The organism is Pseudomonas sp. GD04015, from assembly GCF_029837675.1.
In the GTDB taxonomy this organism is placed as follows: Bacteria; Pseudomonadota; Gammaproteobacteria; order Pseudomonadales; family Pseudomonadaceae; genus Aquipseudomonas; species Aquipseudomonas paralcaligenes.
In genome coordinates, this window is record NZ_JAOEEE010000018.1 from 13,749 (window position 1) to 31,500 (window position 17,752).

Genomic DNA, 17,752 nt, shown 5'->3' on the forward strand with positions numbered 1-17,752 from the left:
CGCCGAGCCGGCCTTCCGCTAAGCTCGCAACTCCCCGGACCACGGAGCGGCCTCATGCGCGACCCTCGCACCCTCACCCAGACCTGCAAAGCCGGCCCGCGCACCTGGGCCCTGGCGCTGCTCGCCCTGCTGCCCCTGCCGGCCCTGGCCGACTGCGCAACGGACAGCGCGCTGGCGGTGGCCTTCATGGACAGCTATCTGGAACTGATCGACAGCCGCTCGGAGCAACCCGTCGAGGCCTGGCTGAAGGAACAGCCGCTGGCCGCACCCGTCCTCGTCGAAGGCTATATCGCCGAGCATGAACGGGGCCTGGCCGTGGACCCGGAACTGGGCTGGGGCATGGACCTGCTCCTCGACGCCCAGGACTCGCCCGACGAGGGCTTCGAGCCCTACCGCTGCGAGGCGGACGGCCTGCTGCAGGTGCAAGGCAAGGACTGGCCGGAATTCAAGCTCGCCCTGCGCCTGGTCGACACCGCCGAGGGCCGCAAGGTCGGCGCCGCCGGCCAGATCAACCTGAACGAAGCCGAACGCGCCCCACGGTAGGGCGGGTGCAACCCGCGACCCGGTGTACGTTTTTACCTGCCCGACGTGACCAACTCAGGAACCGGAGCGGCGCACGAAGCGGATCGAATACTCCATCTTCGGCTTGCGCGTCACACTGACCGCGCGGCGGGTAACGGTGTCCAGGGTGACGTTCCAGAAACCGTCGCTGGGCACGCTGATGCGCGCCGGGAAGCGCTCGAAGGCGCCGCCGTGGTAACTGTGCCGGCCGCCGTTCTTGAAGCTGCGGAAGTTCGCATCGTTCATCAGGCGGATGTTGCACGGCTGCGAACACTGGATGACGACCAGGTCGCCCTCGCTCAGGTATTCGCGCTGGTGGATGAACTTCATCACGGTCTCCGCAAAAAACGCGGACGATAGCACGCCCGAGTCGCCAGGCGGCTGCCGGCGAATGTGGGAGCGGACTTGTCCGCGAACCGAGCCGACAGCAAAGCTTCGCGGCCAAGGCCGCTCCCACAGGGTTCGAGTTCACCCACAACAGCCGACCCGGGCATAGCCTTCCGGTACCACCAGCCCCGGCCGGACCGAGAGGCCCTGCCGCCGGGCATCTGCCGGCGAATGTGGGAGCGGACTTGTCCGCGAACGAGGCCGACAGCAATGCTTCGCGGCCAAGGCCGCTCCCACAGGGCTTGAGTTCACCCACAGCAGCCGACTCGGACATAGCCCTCCGGTACAACCAGCCCCGGCAGAACCAGGTCTCCCCGCACCTCCAGCCCTGACGCCCGCCCGCGCCGGTGGTAGCATGCGCGCCCCATGCGCATCTCCGACATCCACCGCCGCCTCGCCGACCTCGGCGCCCTGCCCGCCCACAGCGGCCGGGTGGTGCGCGCCTGGCTGCAGGGCAAGCCGCTCGATGCCGGCACCCGCCGCCAGCACACCGAGCACTTCCTGCCGCTGTCCGTGCGCAACGGCCTGCCGCAGCTGAGCGACGAACTGGAGGGCCTGGCCCGGGTGCGCTCCGAGCACCCGGCCGCCGACGGCTCGGTACGCCTGCTGGTGGAACTGGGCGACGGCCAGATGGTGGAAAGCGTGCTGCTGCCGCGCGACGGCCTGTGCGTGTCCACCCAGGTCGGCTGCGCCGTGGGCTGCGTGTTCTGCATGACCGGCAAGAGTGGCCTGCTGCGCCAGGTCAGCAGCGCCGAGATCGTCGCCCAGGTGGCCCTGGCGCGCCGCCGCCGGCCGGTGAAGAAGGTCGTGTTCATGGGCATGGGCGAGCCGGCGCACAACCTCGACAACGTGCTGGAAGCCATCGACCTGCTCGGCACCGACGGCGGCATCGGCCACAAGAACCTGGTGTTCTCCACCGTCGGCGACCCGCGGGTGTTCGAGCGCCTGCCACAGCAGCGGGTCAAGCCGGCGCTGGCCCTGTCGCTGCACAGCACCGACGCCGCCCTGCGCGAGCGCCTGCTGCCCAGGGCGCCGAAGATCGCCCCCGAGGAGTTGATGACCCTCGGCGAAACCTACGCCCGCCGGGTCGGCTACCCGATCCAGTACCAGTGGACCCTGCTCAAGGGCATCAACGACAGCCAGGCCGAGATGGACGCCATCCTGCGCCTGTTCAAGGGCCGCTACGCGGTGCTCAACCTGATCCCCTACAACAGCCTGGAACTGGACGACTACCAGCGCCCGGACGGCGAGCGCATCGTCGAGATGGTCCGCTACCTGCACAGCCGCGGCGTGCTGACCAAGGTACGCAACAGCGCCGGCCAGGACATCGACGGCGGCTGCGGCCAGCTGCGCGCCCGGGCGGTGGACGTGGTCAACACCAGCCGCCTGCGGCGCCCCCATGCATAGCCTGGAACAGCTGCGCCGTGGCGAACTGGCCGGCATCACCCGCCTGGACCTGGCCGCCGACCTCGACGAATTCCCCCGCGAGATCTTCGACCTGGCCGACAGCCTGGAAGTGCTCAACCTCAGCGGCAACTGCCTCACCGCCCTGCCCCACGACCTGTCGCGGCTGCACAGGCTGAAAGTGCTGTTCTGCTCGGACAACCCCTTCGAGACCCTGCCGGAAGCGCTCGGCGACTGCCCGCAGCTGGAAATGGTCGGCTTCAAGGCCAACCGCATCCGCCAGGTGCCGGCCGCCGCGCTGCCGGCCCGGCTGCGCTGGCTGATCCTCACCGACAACCGCGTCGAAGCCCTGCCCGCCGAACTGGGCGAACGCCCGCGCCTGCAGAAGCTGATGCTGGCCGGCAACCACCTGCGCGCGCTGCCGCAGAGCATGGCCGCCCTGCACCGGCTGGAACTGCTGCGCATCGCCGCCAACCGCATCGAGGCCCTGCCCGACTGGCTGCTGCACCTGCCGCGCCTGGCCTGGCTGGCCTTCGCCGGCAACCCGGGCAGCGACGCCAGCGAGGCCCTGGCGCGTCATCCGCTGCCGGCCATCGAGCGCGACCGGATCGAGCTGGGCGAGGTGCTCGGCCAGGGTGCCTCGGGCATCATCCGCCGCGCCGACTGGCGGCGCCCAGGCCAGCCCGCGCGCACCATGGCAGCCAAGCTGTTCAAAGGCGAGCTGACCAGCGACGGCCTGCCCCACAGCGAAATGGCCGCCTGCCTGGCCGCCGGCGAGCAGGACAACCTGATCCGCGTGGCCGGCCCGCTGGCCGAGCGCCCCGGCGAGCCGGCCGGGTTGCTGCTGGAACTGATCGGCCCGCACTACCGCAACCTGGCCGGCCCGCCATCCCTGGCCAGTTGCACCCGCGACATCTACCCCGAGGGCCGCCGCTTCGCCGTGGACGAGGCGCTGCGCATCGCCCGTGGCGCGGCCGCCGCGGTGGCCCACCTGCACCGACGCGGCATCCTCCACGGCGACCTGTACGCCCACAACCTGCTGGTCGACGCCACTGGCCACTGCCTGCTCGGCGACTTCGGCGCCGCCTCCTTCTTCGCCCCGCACAGCGCCGCCGGCGCTGCCCTGCAACGCATCGAGGCGCGCGCCTTCGGTTGCCTGCTGGAAGAACTGCTGCAGCGCTGCGACGCCGACGTGCCGGAAGCCCTGTGGCAGCTGCAGCGCCACTGCGACGCGGCGAACCCGGACGAGCGTCCCGATTTCGCCGAAATCCTCAACCGGCTCGCCCGCTGAACTTGCCGGCCCGGGGCGCAGCGGCCATGCTCCGCGCTCCGCCCATCGCCGGCTCCCGCCCATGCAGCCACTTCGCTACGACCTCTGGTTCCTCGCCCTCGCCTGCCTGCTCGGCCTGCTGCTGCCCTGGCTGCGGCCGCTGGCCGGCGCCGAGGGCACCCTGCCCTGGCTGCTCGACCTGGCCAGCCACTGGCAATGGCTGTTCGCCGCCGGCCTGGCGCTGACCGCCCTGGGCGGCGCCTGGCGCGAGCGGCGCTGGCTGCTGATGTTGCTGGCCGTGCCGCTGCCCTGGCTGAGCGCCGCGCCCGTGCTGCCGTCAGGTAGCGGGGAAGGCCCGCAACTGCGCGTGGCCAGCGCCAACCTGCATCTGGACAGCACCGACCTGGCGCCGCTGGCCGCCTGGCTGGAACAGGCCCGACCGGACCTGGTGGTGCTGCTGGAAGTCTCGCCGCGCTACGCCCGGGAACTGGAAAAGCTGCCCGGCTATCCGCACCGGCTGGTGCATGCCGAGCACTCGCCCTTCGGTATCGCCCTGCTCTCCCGCCTGCCGCTGGAACAGGGCCACAAGGGCCGCGACGACCAAGGCATCGTCCACCTGCGGGCGCAGCTGGAATTCGCCGGCTGCGCCCTGAGCATGACCGCCTTCCACCCCATGCCGCCGCTGCTGCCGGAAGACCAGGCGCGCCGCGACCGGCTGCTGAAACAACTGATCCAGGCCAGCGGCGCCGGCCCCGCCCTGCTCGCCGGCGACCTCAACGCCAGCCCCTGGTCGAGCGCCTTCGCCGGCCTCGACGCCCTCGGCTGGCACCGCGCCAGCGGCCTCGGCCCGACCTGGCCAAGCGCGGGGCTGGGCCTGGTCGGCATCCCCATCGACCACGTGCTGGCCTCGGCCCACTGGCGCCTGCTCAGCAGCGAGCGCGGCCCCGACCTGGGGTCGGACCACCTGCCGGTGCTGGCGCGCGTCGAACTGGTCGACGGCGCCTGTCGCTGACACTTGGTCAAGGGGTAGAACCCGATCGGTCCCGAGTGACCGGAGCAAACGGCATTGAATCTAGGTCGCCGGGCCACTGCTTCGAATTTTCTGGATATAGGGCGAGACCGAACCGTCCCAGAAACATTTTGAGCAGCGACCCTCTTTGAAGACGTGTACGCAAACGGGGTACCCGTAAAGAGCATGGGCACATTCCGGGCACAGAGCGTCCATCTCCGAACTCTCGAAATAGAACAAGCTTCCACATTCATCACAGACGTTGGTTGAGCACTGGCTTGGCATCGTGGTTATTACCCTAACCATCAGTTAAGAGGCGGTCTTCAGCTCAGAGCGAGCAGCATTCGTCAGGCGAAGTGCATACCGATATAGGGTTGCAGTTGCTTTGCCAGATGCAGGATGGCCAAGGCGGCCAACAGGATTGCGAAGAAAAACACGATAGACATGAACGTGCTGCCGCCAAAGCGCCTGTGCCAGCGAACCCTGACCTCAAAGAACGCGAGCAGTATGAAGGGCACAGTAGCCAGGGTGATGGCTACGCCAATCCACGTACTGGGCTCTGCCATCAGTACGGAGACGACCGCAAGGAGCACGCCAGTGAAAACGGTACTTCTTCTTTGACGCCAGGGGTTGTTCAGCGGAATGGGCTTCACGAATTTGCCTGGTAATAAGCCAGCGACGCGGCAGAGGGGAAGGTGCGGCTAGCGCACGCCGTAGTGGAAATTGAACGCCTGGACCTGCTGCCACCCATCACCCGGCTCGATGAAGGCAAGCAGGATGGCCTCCAGATCGCCCAGGGTTTCCGGCGCTTCACGCGTGACGGCCGCGATCCCCTCGCGGCGGTTCCTGTACATGGCGGAGAGGCCGTGCTCGGGATCGAGGCTGCCGCCCACCTCCATCGAGGTCCCGGGCGACAGCACGACCACCACCTGGTGGAAGCCGTTCACCCAGTCGACGCTCTGCAGCGCAGAACGCACGGCGGCCTCATCGATGTCCGGAGAGTGGATCACGGGGTCATCTCCGAAGTTGGGGATGACATGGATGCCGACCTCCGTTTCGGTCGGCTCCGTCTCCCAGGTCGTCTGTTGAGCCGTCGAGGCGGGTGGGAGAAGCATGGAAAGCAGGAAGTCGAGCAGTCGTTTCATGAAAGGCCTGACGATTATGCGGGGGGGCAGGCCTCAGCCTGCCCCCCGAACGAGATGCGCGACTTGGGCGCATGACTGGAAGATGACCGCGCGATCAGCGCCCCGCGGCCGGATTACCATTTCTGGAAAATTGCGCTTTCAAACCGATCCTGAGCCACAGCGTCCCTCCTGACTGTATGGCGAGCTTCTCCATTTTCCTGCTCTTGCGCTTCAACACCGACGGCTTTTCATAGTAGCCATATCGTCGCTTGTGCCACCGGCGCCCCAGCTCGCTCTCAACCTTCCGGCCCAACTGGCGCAGTGCCAGGTCGATGCACTCGCCCTCTTCCAGCATGACGCTCACTGTCATCGTCTGCGTTTTATGGACTGACACCTGTCCTTCTTGGATTGCTGGCGGAATTGTAAACAGAATCGTGGCGTTTACTGACCCGTACCGCCTGACAGCACACGGCGAACCAGGGTACTGACCAGGAACACGGCCAGCAGAGCGCAGCCCGATACCCACCAGGAGCCGTAGTAGAGCCCTGCCAGGAGGGCGATGAGGAAGCCGGCGGATACCAGAAATTCGTCCAACAACTCCAGGAGCGAGGCGCGCCAGGTGCGGCCGAATCCGGTTCGGCGCAGCGCTCTCCAGTTCACCGGCAAGCCCCCTGCGGATCGACCTCATGCCTGGGCGGGAAACGGTCACGCGCGACCGACGCCTGCCGTGCAAGAGCCTTGTCGGTCATCGGCAAAGCGAAGGGCACCGGTCCTTGCGAGCTGTCGAGAAGCATTGGAATCCTTTCCTGTTCATCCTGTCGGAGGCCGCCATCCTACTGCCCGACGCGGAATTACCCAACCCTCCGTGATCCCTGCTAACCGTTGACCACGTACCCGCCGTTCACGTGCAGCACCTGCCCGCTGACGTAGGAGGAGTCGTTGCTGGCCAGGTAGACGAAGGCCGGGGCCACTTCCGCCGGTTGGCCGGGGCGCTGCATCGGGGTTTCCGCGCCGAAGGTGGCGACCTTGTCTTCGGGGAAGGTGGAGGGGATCAGCGGAGTCCAGATCGGCCCCGGCGCCACGGCGTTGACGCGGATGCCGCGCTTGACCAGGTTCAGCGCCAGGGAACGGGTGAAGGTGGTGATGGCGCCCTTGGTGGACGAGTAGTCCAGCAGCATGGGGTTGCCCTTGTAGGCGGTGATCGAGGTGGTGTTGACGATCGCCGAGCCGTCCTTCAGGTGCGGCAGCACCGCCTTGGTCAGCTGGAACATGCCGAAGATGTTGGTGCGGAAGGTGCGCTCCCACTGCTGCTCACTGATGTCTTCCAGGCCGTCCTGGGGCTGCTGCTCGCCGGCGTTGTTGATCAGGATGTCGATGCGTCCCCACTGGCCCAGGGTCTCGCCCACCACCCGCTGGCAGAAGCCGGCGTCGGCCACGTCGCCGGGCAGCGGCAGCACCCGGCGGCCGCGTCGCTCGATCTCGGCCTGGGTGTGGCGGGCGTCCTCCTCGCTGTCGAGGTAGAGCAGCACGATGTCGCAGCCCTCCTCGGCGAAGTGCACGGCCACCGCCCGGCCGATGCCGCTGTCGGCGCCGCTGATGATGGCCACCTTGCCTTCCAGCTTGCCGGCGCCGCGGTAGCGCTCGTCGATGTATACCGGCTGCGGGTGCATGCGGCCTTCGCGGCCGTGGGCAATGTCCTGGTGCTGCGCGGGCAGGGTCTGCTTGTCGTCGCTCATCGCAAGGTCCTCCGAAAATCGTTCAAGGGGGTGTGGCGCCGAGCCGCACCCACATGGCGCGGGTCAGGCGCTGGCGGTTGGCGTAGCCGTGCCAGGGGTCCTGGCGGAGCCCGTCCAGGCGCTGGCGCAGGTTGCCGATGGTCCATTGCCGGGCGCTGCGCAGGTCGTCCAGCTCGTCGCGGGCGATGGGCACCGACACCGGCAGTCCCAGCCGGGCGCGCACCGAATAGGCGGCAACCGTGCTGGCGCCGCGGCCGTTGCGCAGGTAGTCGATGAAGATTTTGCCGACCCGGTTCTTCGGCCCGGAGGTGGCGGTGAAACGCTCCGGTAGTTGCCGCGCCATGAATTGGGCGAGCGCCTTGGCGAAGGCCTTGACCGTGTCCCAGCCGGCACGCCGGGCCAGCGGCACGATGATGTGGATGCCCTTGCCGCCGCTGGTCTTGAGGAAGGCCTGCAGGCCCAGTTCGTCGAGCACGGCCAGGGTCAGGCGGGTCGCTTCCAGCATGCTGCGCCAGGGCAGCGCCGGGTCCGGGTCGAGGTCGAGCACGAAGTGGTCGGGGGTCTCGATGCGGTCGCTGGTGGCGCCCCAGGTGTGCAGTTCGATGCAGCCCATCTGCGCGGCGCCGACCAGCGCCGGCAGGCTGTCGATCTCCATCAAGCGGGCGTGGCCGGGGTCCAGCGCCGGGTCCAGGTGCTTGATGTGGGGGATCGCCAGGCGCTCGGCGTGCTTCTGGAAGAACTGCTCGCCGCCGACGCCGTCCGGCGCGCGCACCAGCGATACCGGGCGATTGTCCAGGTAGGGCAGCAGCCAGTCGGCGATGCTCGCGTAGAACTCGGCCAGTTGCAGTTTGGTGGTGTCGCTCTCCGGGTCGATCACCCGCTGCGGGTTGCTGATTGGCACCCCGGCGACCACCGGCTTGCCCCGTCCGGCCTTCGCCGCACCCTGCCTGGGTTCGGGCGCGGGGAACGCGCCGGGGCGTTCGCGGACGATCTGTGCCGCCGGCTTGTCGCTGCGCAGGGCGATGAAGCTGGCCTGGCGCACGATGCCTTCCTGGGTCCACTCGGCGAATTCCACCTCGCCCACCAGTCGCGGCTCCACCCAGCTCACGCCGCGGGCCTGGGCCGAGGTCAGCGTGTGGGCCAGCGGCGAGTCGGCGCGCGCTAGTTTCGTCAGGCGCTGGTGCAGTTCCTTGAGTGCCATCTCGCCGAAGCCGGTGCCGACCCGCCCGGCGTAGCGCAGGCCGTCGTCGCCGTTGACCGCCAGCAGCAGCGCGCCGAAACCACTGCGGCTGCCCTGGGGCCTGGTGTGGCCGACGATGACGAATTCCTGGCGCAGGCGGCACTTGAGCTTGATCCAGTCCGGGCTGCGGCGCGACACGTAGGGGCTGCCGGCGCGCTTGCCGATCACCCCTTCCAGGGCCAGGGCGCAGGCACTCTCGACGATGTCCCGATGCTGGGCGGCGAAGGCGGCGGAGAAGCGCAGCGGACCGTCGCGGGTCTCGCCCAGGGCCTGCCTGAGCCGCTCCCGGCGGGTTTCCAGCGGCGCCTGGCGCAGGTCCTCGCCGTCGATGAAGGGAGCGTCGAACAGGTAGTAGAGGATGTCGTGGCTGCGGCCGATGTCGAAGGCGTTCTGCAGCTGCTGGAAGTCCGGCAGGCCCTGCTCGTTGAGCACCACCACCTCGCCGTCCAGCCAGCTGTCGCGCAGGCCGAGCCTGGCCAGGGCCTTGGCCTGCAGCGGCAGGCGCGGGGTCCAGTCGTGGCCGTTGCGGGTGAACAGGCGCACCTCGCCGCTGGCGATGCGGGCGAGGATGCGGTAGCCGTCGAACTTCACCTCGTACAGCCACTCCCCTTCCGGCGGCCGCTCGACCAGGGTCGCCAGTTGCGGCGCCAGGCTGTCGGGGAACGCCGAGTCGGGCGCCGCCTTCGCCTTGCCCGCCGGCTTGCGCCTGGCCTTGCTCGGCCCGCCGACCAGCGCGCCGCTGAGCACGCTCTGCGGCTGCGCCTCGACGATGTCGTAGTCGTCGCTGGAGCGGGCGGTGTCGTCGCGTTCCTTGATCAGCAGCCACTGTTCCTTGTCGCCGCTGCCGCGCAGGCGGGTCCGTACCAGGGTCCAGTCGCCGGCCAGCTTCTCGCCGACCAGGGTGAACTTGAGCTTGCCGGCCGCGTAGGCGGCGGCCGGGTCGTCGTGCGGTTGCCAGATGCCGTGGTCCCAGACGATGACGTCGCCGGCGCCGTAGTTGCCCTGGGGGATGCTGCCCTCGAAGCCGGCGTAGTCCAGCGGGTGGTCCTCGACGTGCACGGCCAGACGCTTGTCGCGCGGGTCCAGGCTCGGTCCCTTGGGCACCGCCCAGCTCTTCAGGGCGCCATCCAGTTCCAGGCGGAAGTCGTAGTGCAGGCGCCGGGCGTCGTGCTTCTGGATCACGAAGCGCAGCGCGCCAACCTTGCCGCGCCGCTTGCCGGGCCGCTCGGGGGGCTCGCTGGTGCGCTCGAAATCGCGTTTGCGGTTGTATTCGCTCTGCGCCCTGGCCATGGTCGGGCTCCCCGCCTACTTGCGCGCGGTCTTGGCCGGCTTGCGCGCCGCCGTGCCCTTGCCCGCGGGCTTCTTCGGCTTGTCGGCAGGCTTGCCGCCGAGGCTGCGCTTGAGCAGTTCGGTGAGGTCGATGACGTCGGCGCTGCGCCGCTCTTCCTGGCCCTCGATCCGCTCCACGTCCTCGATCTTGCCGGCCCTGGCCTTGCGCTCGACCAGTTCCATGATGCGGTCCTGGAAGCTGTCCACGTATGCCTCGGGCCGCCACTCGTCGCTCATGTCCCTGATCAGGCGCTTGGCCATGTCCAGCTCGCTCTTGGCCAGCTTGGGCCGGGTCACCGCCGGGCTCAGCTCCAGCGTTTCCAGGCCGCGCACCTCGCCGGGCCAGCGCAGCATCACCAGCACCAGCGCCGACTCCAGCGGCATCAGCGCCGCCAGGTGCTGGCGGGTGTGCAGCACGACGTGGGCCAGGGCCACCTTGCCGGTGCCGGCGAGCGCCTCGCGCAGCAGCGCGTAGACCTTCTCGCCGCGACGGTCCGGGGCCAGGTAGTACGGCGTGTCGATGTTCTGCAGCGGGATCTGCTGGCTGTCGACGAAGGCGAAGATGTCGATGGTCTGGGTCGATTCCGGGTGCGCCGCGCGGATTTCCTCCTCGCTGAGCACCACGTAGCGACCCTTCTCGTAGGCCACGCCCTTGACGATATTTTCCTTGGTGACTTCCTTGCCGGTGACCTTGTTCACCCGCTTGTAGCCGACCGGCTCCATGCTGCGCTGGTCCAGCCAGTCGAAGTCCACGCCGTGGGACGCGGTGGCCGAGGCCAGCGCGACCGGGATGTGGACCAGACCGAAGCTGATGGCGCCTTTCCAGATGGCTCGCGGCATGGTCGTGGCTCCAGGGGTGGCGGCTATTCACCCGGTACGTAGCGGAAGCTGCCGCAGCGGCTGCAGCACTGGCAAAGCAGGGTTTCCTTGCCGATCAGCGTGGCGACGCCAGCGGACCAGCTGCAACCTGCAATCAAGCATCGGATAGTCATGGGTGCCTCCTTCGGCCGGCGGCCAAAAATGCCTGTCAATCTGTCGACCGTGGGGGCGGGAAGAAGGTTTTAGTGAAATGCTGGGCAACCGCTGCGACGGCGTAACGGCGGACACACATGCGCGGTCCGCGAAAGCGAACCGCTGAGTGCGCTGTGCGCCCCTGAATTCGCCCAAAGGATAGCTATACGAGAGGCTCTGCCAGCGCCTCGGCCCGGTCCCTGAGCTGCCGAACCTCGTACAGCCGCATCAGCATGTCCTGCTCCTGCAGCAGTGCGAAGAAGGTGCGGGCCCGCTCCGCCATCGCCACGCCTTCTTCGAGCAGGCGCAACGCGGCCAGGCGCTGGTCGAGGAAACCGAGCAGCTCGGCCTCCTCGCTCCAGCGGGCGATGCGCTGCCTCGCCTCGCGGGTCGGGCAGGCCAGGCCGGTGGCCAGCAGGGCGTCGAGCCACTGCCCCCAGTCTTCCAGCCAGTCCCTCAACGGATCGTTCATCGAACCTCACTGAACAGATGATGCCGGCCACGGGCGTCGAACAGCGCGACCGGTGAGAAAAGGGGCGCATCGCCCTCGACGACCCAGCGGCCGAACAGCAGCACGTCGTCGCCCTCCGCCGCCGCCAGGATACGGGCGGCGCGCGGGCACCCGGCGCCAGCGGCCATCACCAGGGGAAAGCGATAGCCGTCCTCGCTAGCCGCCTCGCCCAGCCAGCGCTGCCCCAGGCGCTCGAACACCGGTGCCTTGAGCAGGCGCGCGGACACCAGCCCCCAGGGCTGCGGATCGCTGCGGTAGAGCCAGGCCTGACGATGCTCGGCGATGCGCAGCAGGCGGGCAGCAGGCGCATCGACCAGTGCCGGCAGCGCCTCCTTCGGCCAGGGTTCGATCACCCGCAGGCGCGTTCCGGCACGGGCGGAGAGCCGTCCGTCCTCGCTGACCCAGCCCCGTTCCAGCAGGCACTCCATGCCCAGCAGCTTCACCGCCGGCTGGTCGGCGAGCATCGCCTGGGCCAGCGCGCCCTCGGCGCTCCAGTCGGGATGCAAGGCCTGTGAGCGGGACTCGGACAGGCTGTAGCAACGGCGATCCGTGGGAGAAACGAAATGCAGGCGGTATCCGCGGTAGCCGCCGGCGGTCTCCCAGCATTCGGCGGTCAGGCACAGCAGGCGCAGGTTCTCGCAGGCGGCGAACTTCTGCCGGTGCAGGCCGGCCAGCCGTGACAGCGGCTGCGGCAACGGCACCCGGGCCAGCGCATGGCGGTGGGCCAGCAGCTCCGCCAGTTGGCGGCGCACCTGCCGCACCTGGCTGGCGGCCATGCCCTGGCGCTCGTCGTCGAGCAGGCCCGCCAGGCGCGCCAGCAGGCGCCCCGGCAGCGGCAGGTCGGCCTGTAGCAACTCGGTGGCCAGGGCCTGCCCACGCGCGACGAACAGGCTCGAACCGCCGCTCATGCCGATCGCGGCCAGCTCCTCCAGCCAGCCATCGAGCGCCGCCAGTGCCTGCCGCTGGGCGTCGCTCAGCGCCTCGGCCTCCGGCTCGTCCGGCTCGACCAGCTGCAACACGACCAGCGCACGGTGGGCGCAGCGGCTTTCCCGGCAGGAGCACAGCGACGCCGGCAGGCCACCGGCGCGCGGGATCATCAGCGTGGCGACCTCGGGATCGGTCAGCGTCGCCGCCAACTGGCGGTCATCGATCACCCATTGCGCCTCGGCACCCTGGGCCCGCCAGCGCCGGGCCTTGGTGATGGAAGCCCGCCCCAGCAGCCTCTCGCGCTCGCCGGCGTCGTCGATCAGCCAGGGCTCGCCCGCCTCCGGCTCCAGCGCAAGCGGAGCCGTTTCGGCGCCAGCGGCCAGGCGCTCGCTCAGCCCGAGCAGCAGGCCCAGTTGATGGTGGCAGACACCGAAGGCGGGGCAGCTGCATCGCAGGTGTTCGAAACCGACACCGTCCAGCTGTTGCCGGTAGCCCTCCAGTTCGGCCTCGGCGCGCGCCTCCTCCAGCAACCAGCCGGTGGGGTCCTGATCCTCCAGCAGCTTGCGCGCCCGCCGGACCAGGCCGCGATTGGCCCAGCCCACCAGGGTCTCCTCGGTGAGGCCGCGCAGCCAGGCGTGCAGGCTCATGCCCCCTTCTCCGCCATGCAGTTGGCCACCCAGTCGGCCAGGTGCTCGGGCGTCATCGCCGCCACCGCCATGCCGCGCGCGACCAGTTCGCCCGCCATCGCCTGGTCGTAGGCCGGCTGCGCCTGCTCGTCCAGCGCGGCCAGGCCGAGCAGGCTGATCCCGGAATCGGCCAGGCGCGTCACGCAGCCGAGCATCCGGGCCGGGTCGGCCCCCTCGCAGAAGTCGCTGATCAGCACCAGCATGCAGCGGCTCGGCCGGGTCACCAGGGTTTCCGCGTGGGCGAGGGCCAGGCCGATGTCGGTACCGCCGCCCAGCTGCACCGCCAGCAGCGTGTCCACCGGGTCGTCGAGACGGTCGCCGACATCCACCACCTGGGTATCGAACAGCAGCATCCGCGTCTGCAGGCTGCGCAGGCGGCTGAAGATGCCGGCGACCACCGCGGCATGGATCACCGAGCTGCTCATCGACCCGCTCTGGTCGACCACCAGGATGATCTCCCAGGGCAGACGGCGCTGGCGCTGCGGGTTGTAGTAGAGGCGCTGCAACAGCAGCACCTGGTTTTCCAGGTCGTAGTGGCGCAGGTTGCGGCGCAGCGTCATCGACCAGTCCAGCACCGCGTGGCTGGGCCGGCCGCCCTGGGCATGGCGTATCCGCCGCCCTTCGATCCGGTTGCGCACGTTGCGCGCCAGCCGCTCGGCCAGGTCGTCGCAGACCTGCCGGATGATCTGTCTGACCTCGCCCATCAGGGCTTCCGGCAGCCAGTGGCGGAAGGTCAGCAGCGTCTGTACCAGTTCGATGTTCGGCGTGGCCCGGCGCAGCACCTCGGGATCGGTCAGCAACGCGGTCAGGCCGTAGCGCTCGATCGCCTGGCGCTGCAGGGTCTCCACCGTGCCCTGCGGGAACAGGCGACGCACACCCTCCAGCCAGCGTACCGCGGTCAGCCGGGAGCCTTCGCTGCCGGCGCCACGCTCGTGGTCCCGCGGCCCGTGGGTGCGCTGGGCGTATTCACGCTGGTACAGGTAGTCCAGCGCCGCATCGCGGGCGCCATCGACCCCGCTCAGCTCTCCACCGGTGGGCTCGCTGTCCCGCCCCAGCACCAGGCGCCAGCGCCGGCGCAGTTCGGCATCAGTCATCGCGCCCTCCGTCCCAGAGCAGGCGCGCCGCACCCAGGTCCGACCGCAGCTGCGCCGCGCGCTGCAGGTCGTCGCTCGACCAGTGCCGCGACGCTGCCGGCAGACGCGCAGCGACGCCCGGCATGACGTTGCCCGCCAGCTCGCTCAACTGGCGCGGCGACAGCTGGGTGAAGGCCAGGCGCAGACCCGGCAGGGCCTGGAGAAAGGTCTCCTCGCCCCAGGACAACAACATATCGCCCATACATGCCTGCAACCGCTCCTCCTGCAGCAGGCGGTGGCGGGCGACGCGCAGGAATCCGGCGACGAACCGCCCCGGTGCCTCGACGTCGACGAAGGCCTCACCTGCCGTCGCGCCCAGGGCATCGACCACGGCCTCCACATCCATCCGCCGCCCTTCCAGCAGCACGCCATGGATCAGCCCTCTCAGCAGTGCCGAAGGCTGCATCGTCAGCATCAATTGCAACGCCTCGAAGAAGGCCTCCGGCTCGCAACCCGGGGTGTCCAGGGTAACCAGGTTGAGCATGTCCACCAGGGCATCGGCCAGCTCGTCATGGTTTTCCTGGGACAACCCGCTCTGCCAGGGCAGGCACAGGCAGATGCGCTGGAAACACAGGGCGAGCAGCCCGTCGAGCGCTTCCAGCCCCTGCCCACCCAGCGCCGAGCGCGCGTGGCGGGCGGCGTCCAGGCGCAGCAGGCCCCGGCACAGTTCGAGCAGATCGCCCTCCCTTTCCAGCCAATGCTCGACCTGATGCAACAGGGCGCCGAGCAGGTCGTGCAGCCCCATCGCCAGGGCTTCGATCAGCAGGCTCGCCGGCTCCCTGCGCTGGCGCCGGGCCTGCTCCATGCGTTCGCGGCAGCAGGCGGTCGCCGCGTCCAGCAGGCGGCCGCCATAGTGGCTGCGCTCGGTCAGCACGGCCTCCGTTTCCGGCTGCCAGCGAACCGACCACACCTCGCGCACCCGCTGCAGGTCCTGCCCCTGGGCGAAGCGCGGGCCGGCGAGCAGGGTCGCGTAGGGCACCCCGAGGAATTCCAGGCGATGCAGCATATGCGACTGCTCGCGGTGCCTGGCGCTGCGGTAGATATCCAGCGCCCGCTCGAGCGGCGCGCCGGCGGAAGATGGCAGGCGCAGGCGACGGCAGTACTGGCGGAAGTCGGCCACCAGCGGCGGCACCGGCAAGCCCGCCGGCAGGCGGCCACTCTCGTTGCCGGCGAGAAAGCGCTCGATCTCGGCCAGCAGCGCCTGTTCGCTGCCGTCCCGGGCCTGCTTGAGCACGCTGCTGAGCAGCGCCTCGCGCAGTTCCAGCCGCCCTACCCCGTACCCGCGCAGAGCCGCCAGCCGCCTGGCCATGACCACCGCCTCCACCGCGTCCGGAAAGGCCGCGCCCAGACGCTGCTGGCGCAGGTGCTCGACCAGCTCCAGGGCCAGGCCGGCGTGCACCTCCTGATGCACCTCGCCGGAATTCTCCCGCCGCCGCGACAGCACCGACCAGACCCGCGCCTGGTACGCGCAATCCGGGATACCGGCGGCATAGTGGCGGGTCGCGTTGAGCCGTTGCAGCGAGTAGTTCACCAGGTGCACGCCGGCCGCATCCGCCGCCACTTCGGGAAACGCGCCGGGCGCCTCCAGCTGCGCCAGGATGCCCAGGCAATGGAACGCGCCGCACACGACCAGGCAGCGCTTGCCCTCCGCCCGCGCCCGGTTGATCGCCAGCGCCATGTGCGCTTCGCGCGCCAGGGTCAGGGCATCGATCCCGTCACCCTCCCGCAGGTAGTGGCCCAGGTGCAGCAGGCGGACGAAGAAGTCCTCCGCCTCCGGGTAGACGACGCCGCTCTCGAAATGGCGCTCCCACCAGGTGTCGAAATCCGCACAACCGCTGACCGCCAGCAGCGTGGCCATGGCATCGGCCCGGACCATCTGGCGATCGTCGTTGAGCGGCGGCTCCAGCTCGTCGTCCGCCTCGGCGTCCGGGTCCAGCAGCGCCTGGCGGGCCATGTAGGGCAGATCGATGAAGCGGGCCTCGATGCCCAGGCGGTTGGCCTCGCGCAGCGCGACCCACTCCGGCGACATGGCGGCCATCGGCACGAAGCAGCGCGCCTGGGCGGTCTGCCTGGCGGGCGACCGGGCATGGATGAACAGCGCCACCGGCGGCCGGGTCTGCTCGTCCAGCAGGTGGGGCAGCAGGTCGTTGGCCTCGCTGGGTCCCTCGATGAGCACCACGTCCGGGCGAACGGCCTCGATCAGCCGGCGCACCTGCCAGGCGCAATGCGGGCTGTGATGGCGGATCGGCGCCCAGATCAGCTCGGGATGGGCGGCATAGGCCGGGGGCAGCCGCGCGAAGTCCCAGGCCTCAGTCATCCTGGGCGTCGGCAAAGTCCTGCCACTCCGGGCTGCCGCTGCGCAGCCGCCGCACCACGCGCAGGTAGTCGCGGAAGCGCCGGGCATCCTGCTCGTCATCCTTGATCACCGTGCCCAGCATGAAGCGCGACAAGTCGCGCGGCCGCACCTCGGGCAGGCCGAAGTAGTGACACTGCACCGCCGCGCTGAAGGCCACCGCGATGGCCTCGGCCGTCGACAGCACCGTCGTCGGCGACTCGACCGCCGTGCCCTGCACGCTGCCGGCGCGCAGCTCCTGGAAGGCGGTCGCCAGCAGCTGCGCCACATCGCCGCTCAACCCGGTGGCGATGCCCTGCTCGCTCAGTTGGCGGTTGACCTCGCGCTGCAGCAGTTCCTTCTGCTCCTGCAGGCGCGCCAGCGGGCGCATGGTTTCGAAATTGAAGCGTCGCTTGAGCGCCGAGGACATATCGTTGACGCCGCGGTCCTTGAGGTTGGCGGTGGCGATCACGTTGAAGCCCGGCTGCGCCAGCAGGTAGGCGCCGTCGCTCTCCTTCATCTCCGGCACCTGCAGCAGGCGCTCGGAGAGGATGGGGATGAGGTTGTCCTGCACCTCGGTCGGGCAGCGGGTGATTTCCTCGAAACGCAGCAGGGCGCCACGGCTCATGGCCCGGTGCAGCGGCCCGGGCACCAGCGCCTCGGGGCCCGGCCCGGAACGCAGCAGGAGGGCGTAGTTCCAGCCGTAGCGGATGTTCTCCTCGACCACCCCGGCGCTGCCCTGCACGGCGAGGGTGCTGTCGCCGCAGATGGCCGCCGCCAGCAGCTCCGACAGCAGCGACTTGGCCGTACCGGGCTCGCCCACTAGCATCAGCCCGCGCTGGCCGATCAGGGTGACGATGGCGCGCTCGACCACATCGTCGTTGCCGAACACCTTGCGCAGCACCGGGGCACCGCCGATCTCGTCGCCACCGCTGCCGAGGATGAAGGTGCGCACCATGGCCGGCGACAGGCGCCAGCCGGGCGGACGCGGGCCGCCGTCGGCCTCGGCCAGGCGCTGCAGCTCGGCGGCGTGCGCCTGCTCGGCGGGCAGGCGCTGGACCGCGTCACTTTTCGGATCGTTCCCGCTCATTC

Annotated in this window: 17 protein-coding genes; 4 read left to right on the top strand and 13 right to left on the bottom strand. The window is 69.6% G+C overall.

Going from position 1 to position 17,752, the window contains the following annotated elements:
* Nucleotides 1–54: 54 nt before the first annotated feature.
* Nucleotides 55–543 carry a hypothetical protein gene (locus N7640_RS15820; protein ID WP_279905719.1) on the top strand — a complete coding sequence of 163 codons (489 nt, stop codon included), beginning with the start codon at nucleotides 55–57 and terminating at the stop codon, nucleotides 541–543.
* A 54-nt stretch (nucleotides 544–597) separates the two neighbouring features.
* On the opposite strand, the gene N7640_RS15825 is transcribed toward N7640_RS15820, so the two are convergent.
* A complete protein-coding gene (locus N7640_RS15825; protein WP_220813591.1) occupies nucleotides 598–891 on the bottom strand; it encodes a DUF1883 domain-containing protein in 294 nt (97 codons plus the stop codon).
* 423 nt (nucleotides 892–1,314) lie between these two features.
* Between N7640_RS15825 and N7640_RS15830 the strand changes: the two genes are divergently transcribed.
* The 3 genes from N7640_RS15830 to N7640_RS15840 all read left to right on the top strand — a co-directional run bounded on the left by N7640_RS15830 (nucleotide 1,315) and on the right by N7640_RS15840 (nucleotide 4,634).
* Nucleotides 1,315–2,355 carry an RNA methyltransferase gene (locus N7640_RS15830; RefSeq protein ID WP_279905720.1) on the top strand — a complete coding sequence of 347 codons (1,041 nt, stop codon included), beginning with the start codon at nucleotides 1,315–1,317 and terminating at the stop codon, nucleotides 2,353–2,355.
* Nucleotides 2,348–3,643, top strand: coding sequence for a leucine-rich repeat-containing protein kinase family protein (locus N7640_RS15835; RefSeq protein WP_279905721.1), 1,296 nt, complete (start codon nucleotides 2,348–2,350; stop codon nucleotides 3,641–3,643). Before N7640_RS15830 ends, N7640_RS15835 begins: the two co-directional genes overlap by 8 nt.
* 61 nt (nucleotides 3,644–3,704) lie before the next feature.
* The gene (locus tag N7640_RS15840; protein WP_279905722.1) at nucleotides 3,705–4,634 is read left to right on the top strand and encodes an endonuclease/exonuclease/phosphatase family protein; all 930 of its coding nucleotides are present in this window, start codon (nucleotides 3,705–3,707) and stop codon (nucleotides 4,632–4,634) included.
* Nucleotides 4,635–4,978: 344 nt separating this feature from the next.
* On the opposite strand, the gene N7640_RS15845 is transcribed toward N7640_RS15840, so the two are convergent.
* From N7640_RS15845 to N7640_RS15900, 12 genes are all read right to left on the bottom strand, one after another.
* Complete coding sequence (locus N7640_RS15845; RefSeq protein WP_279905723.1) at nucleotides 4,979–5,284, bottom strand: hypothetical protein; 306 nt, start codon at nucleotides 5,282–5,284, stop codon at nucleotides 4,979–4,981.
* Nucleotides 5,285–5,332: 48 nt separating this feature from the next.
* Nucleotides 5,333–5,776 (bottom strand): hypothetical protein, encoded by a 444-nt coding sequence (locus N7640_RS15850; RefSeq protein WP_279905724.1) that lies wholly within the window; start codon nucleotides 5,774–5,776, stop codon nucleotides 5,333–5,335.
* Between the two features lie 94 nt (nucleotides 5,777–5,870).
* Nucleotides 5,871–6,110, bottom strand: a complete 240-nt coding sequence (rpsU, locus tag N7640_RS15855) for a 30S ribosomal protein S21 (protein WP_279905740.1) — start codon at nucleotides 6,108–6,110, stop codon at nucleotides 5,871–5,873.
* A 520-nt stretch (nucleotides 6,111–6,630) separates the two neighbouring features.
* Nucleotides 6,631–7,491, bottom strand: a complete 861-nt coding sequence (locus N7640_RS15860) for an SDR family oxidoreductase (protein WP_279905725.1) — start codon at nucleotides 7,489–7,491, stop codon at nucleotides 6,631–6,633.
* Between the two features lie 22 nt (nucleotides 7,492–7,513).
* A complete protein-coding gene (ligD, locus tag N7640_RS15865; protein WP_279905726.1) occupies nucleotides 7,514–10,021 on the bottom strand; it encodes a DNA ligase D in 2,508 nt (835 codons plus the stop codon).
* Between the two features lie 15 nt (nucleotides 10,022–10,036).
* Nucleotides 10,037–10,900, bottom strand: coding sequence for a Ku protein (locus tag N7640_RS15870; RefSeq protein WP_279905727.1), 864 nt, complete (start codon nucleotides 10,898–10,900; stop codon nucleotides 10,037–10,039).
* 23 nt (nucleotides 10,901–10,923) lie between these two features.
* Nucleotides 10,924–11,052 (bottom strand): PSPA7_2676 family Cys-rich small protein, encoded by a 129-nt coding sequence (locus tag N7640_RS15875; protein WP_262880149.1) that lies wholly within the window; start codon nucleotides 11,050–11,052, stop codon nucleotides 10,924–10,926.
* 182 nt (nucleotides 11,053–11,234) lie between these two features.
* Entirely contained in the window at nucleotides 11,235–11,543 is a 309-nt protein-coding gene (locus N7640_RS15880) for a hypothetical protein (protein ID WP_279905728.1), read from the bottom strand.
* A complete protein-coding gene (locus N7640_RS15885) occupies nucleotides 11,540–13,156 on the bottom strand; it encodes a hypothetical protein (RefSeq protein WP_279905729.1) in 1,617 nt (538 codons plus the stop codon). The genes N7640_RS15880 and N7640_RS15885 overlap by 4 nt, the downstream gene beginning before the upstream one ends.
* On the bottom strand, nucleotides 13,153–14,289 hold the full coding sequence (locus N7640_RS15890) for a VWA domain-containing protein (RefSeq protein WP_279905730.1): 1,137 nt from the start codon (nucleotides 14,287–14,289) through the stop codon (nucleotides 13,153–13,155). Before N7640_RS15890 ends, N7640_RS15885 begins: the two co-directional genes overlap by 4 nt.
* Entirely contained in the window at nucleotides 14,282–16,645 is a 2,364-nt protein-coding gene (locus N7640_RS15895; RefSeq protein ID WP_279905731.1) for a DUF5682 family protein, read from the bottom strand. The genes N7640_RS15890 and N7640_RS15895 overlap by 8 nt, the downstream gene beginning before the upstream one ends.
* Complete coding sequence (locus N7640_RS15900; RefSeq protein ID WP_220813605.1) at nucleotides 16,638–17,750, bottom strand: AAA family ATPase; 1,113 nt, start codon at nucleotides 17,748–17,750, stop codon at nucleotides 16,638–16,640. Before N7640_RS15900 ends, N7640_RS15895 begins: the two co-directional genes overlap by 8 nt.
* Between the last annotated feature and the right edge of the window lie 2 nt (nucleotides 17,751–17,752).

Excerpts from the sequence above, each read along its gene's own strand:
- N7640_RS15820 (WP_279905719.1), top strand. The coding sequence starts at position 55 with ATGCGCGACCCTCGCACCCTCACCCAGACCTGCAAAGCCGGCCCGCGC.
- N7640_RS15825 (WP_220813591.1), bottom strand. The coding sequence starts at position 891 with ATGAAGTTCATCCACCAGCGCGAATACCTGAGCGAGGGCGACCTGGTC.
- N7640_RS15830 (WP_279905720.1), top strand. The coding sequence starts at position 1,315 with ATGCGCATCTCCGACATCCACCGCCGCCTCGCCGACCTCGGCGCCCTG.
- N7640_RS15835 (WP_279905721.1), top strand. The coding sequence starts at position 2,348 with ATGCATAGCCTGGAACAGCTGCGCCGTGGCGAACTGGCCGGCATCACC.
- N7640_RS15840 (WP_279905722.1), top strand. The coding sequence starts at position 3,705 with ATGCAGCCACTTCGCTACGACCTCTGGTTCCTCGCCCTCGCCTGCCTG.
- N7640_RS15850 (WP_279905724.1), bottom strand. The coding sequence starts at position 5,776 with ATGAAACGACTGCTCGACTTCCTGCTTTCCATGCTTCTCCCACCCGCC.
- rpsU (WP_279905740.1), bottom strand. The coding sequence starts at position 6,110 with ATGCTGGAAGAGGGCGAGTGCATCGACCTGGCACTGCGCCAGTTGGGC.
- N7640_RS15860 (WP_279905725.1), bottom strand. The coding sequence starts at position 7,491 with ATGAGCGACGACAAGCAGACCCTGCCCGCGCAGCACCAGGACATTGCC.
- ligD (WP_279905726.1), bottom strand. The coding sequence starts at position 10,021 with ATGGCCAGGGCGCAGAGCGAATACAACCGCAAACGCGATTTCGAGCGC.
- N7640_RS15870 (WP_279905727.1), bottom strand. The coding sequence starts at position 10,900 with ATGCCGCGAGCCATCTGGAAAGGCGCCATCAGCTTCGGTCTGGTCCAC.
- N7640_RS15875 (WP_262880149.1), bottom strand. The coding sequence starts at position 11,052 with ATGACTATCCGATGCTTGATTGCAGGTTGCAGCTGGTCCGCTGGCGTC.
- N7640_RS15880 (WP_279905728.1), bottom strand. The coding sequence starts at position 11,543 with ATGAACGATCCGTTGAGGGACTGGCTGGAAGACTGGGGGCAGTGGCTC.
- N7640_RS15885 (WP_279905729.1), bottom strand. The coding sequence starts at position 13,156 with ATGAGCCTGCACGCCTGGCTGCGCGGCCTCACCGAGGAGACCCTGGTG.
- N7640_RS15890 (WP_279905730.1), bottom strand. The coding sequence starts at position 14,289 with ATGACTGATGCCGAACTGCGCCGGCGCTGGCGCCTGGTGCTGGGGCGG.
- N7640_RS15895 (WP_279905731.1), bottom strand. The coding sequence starts at position 16,645 with ATGACTGAGGCCTGGGACTTCGCGCGGCTGCCCCCGGCCTATGCCGCC.
- N7640_RS15900 (WP_220813605.1), bottom strand. The coding sequence starts at position 17,750 with ATGAGCGGGAACGATCCGAAAAGTGACGCGGTCCAGCGCCTGCCCGCC.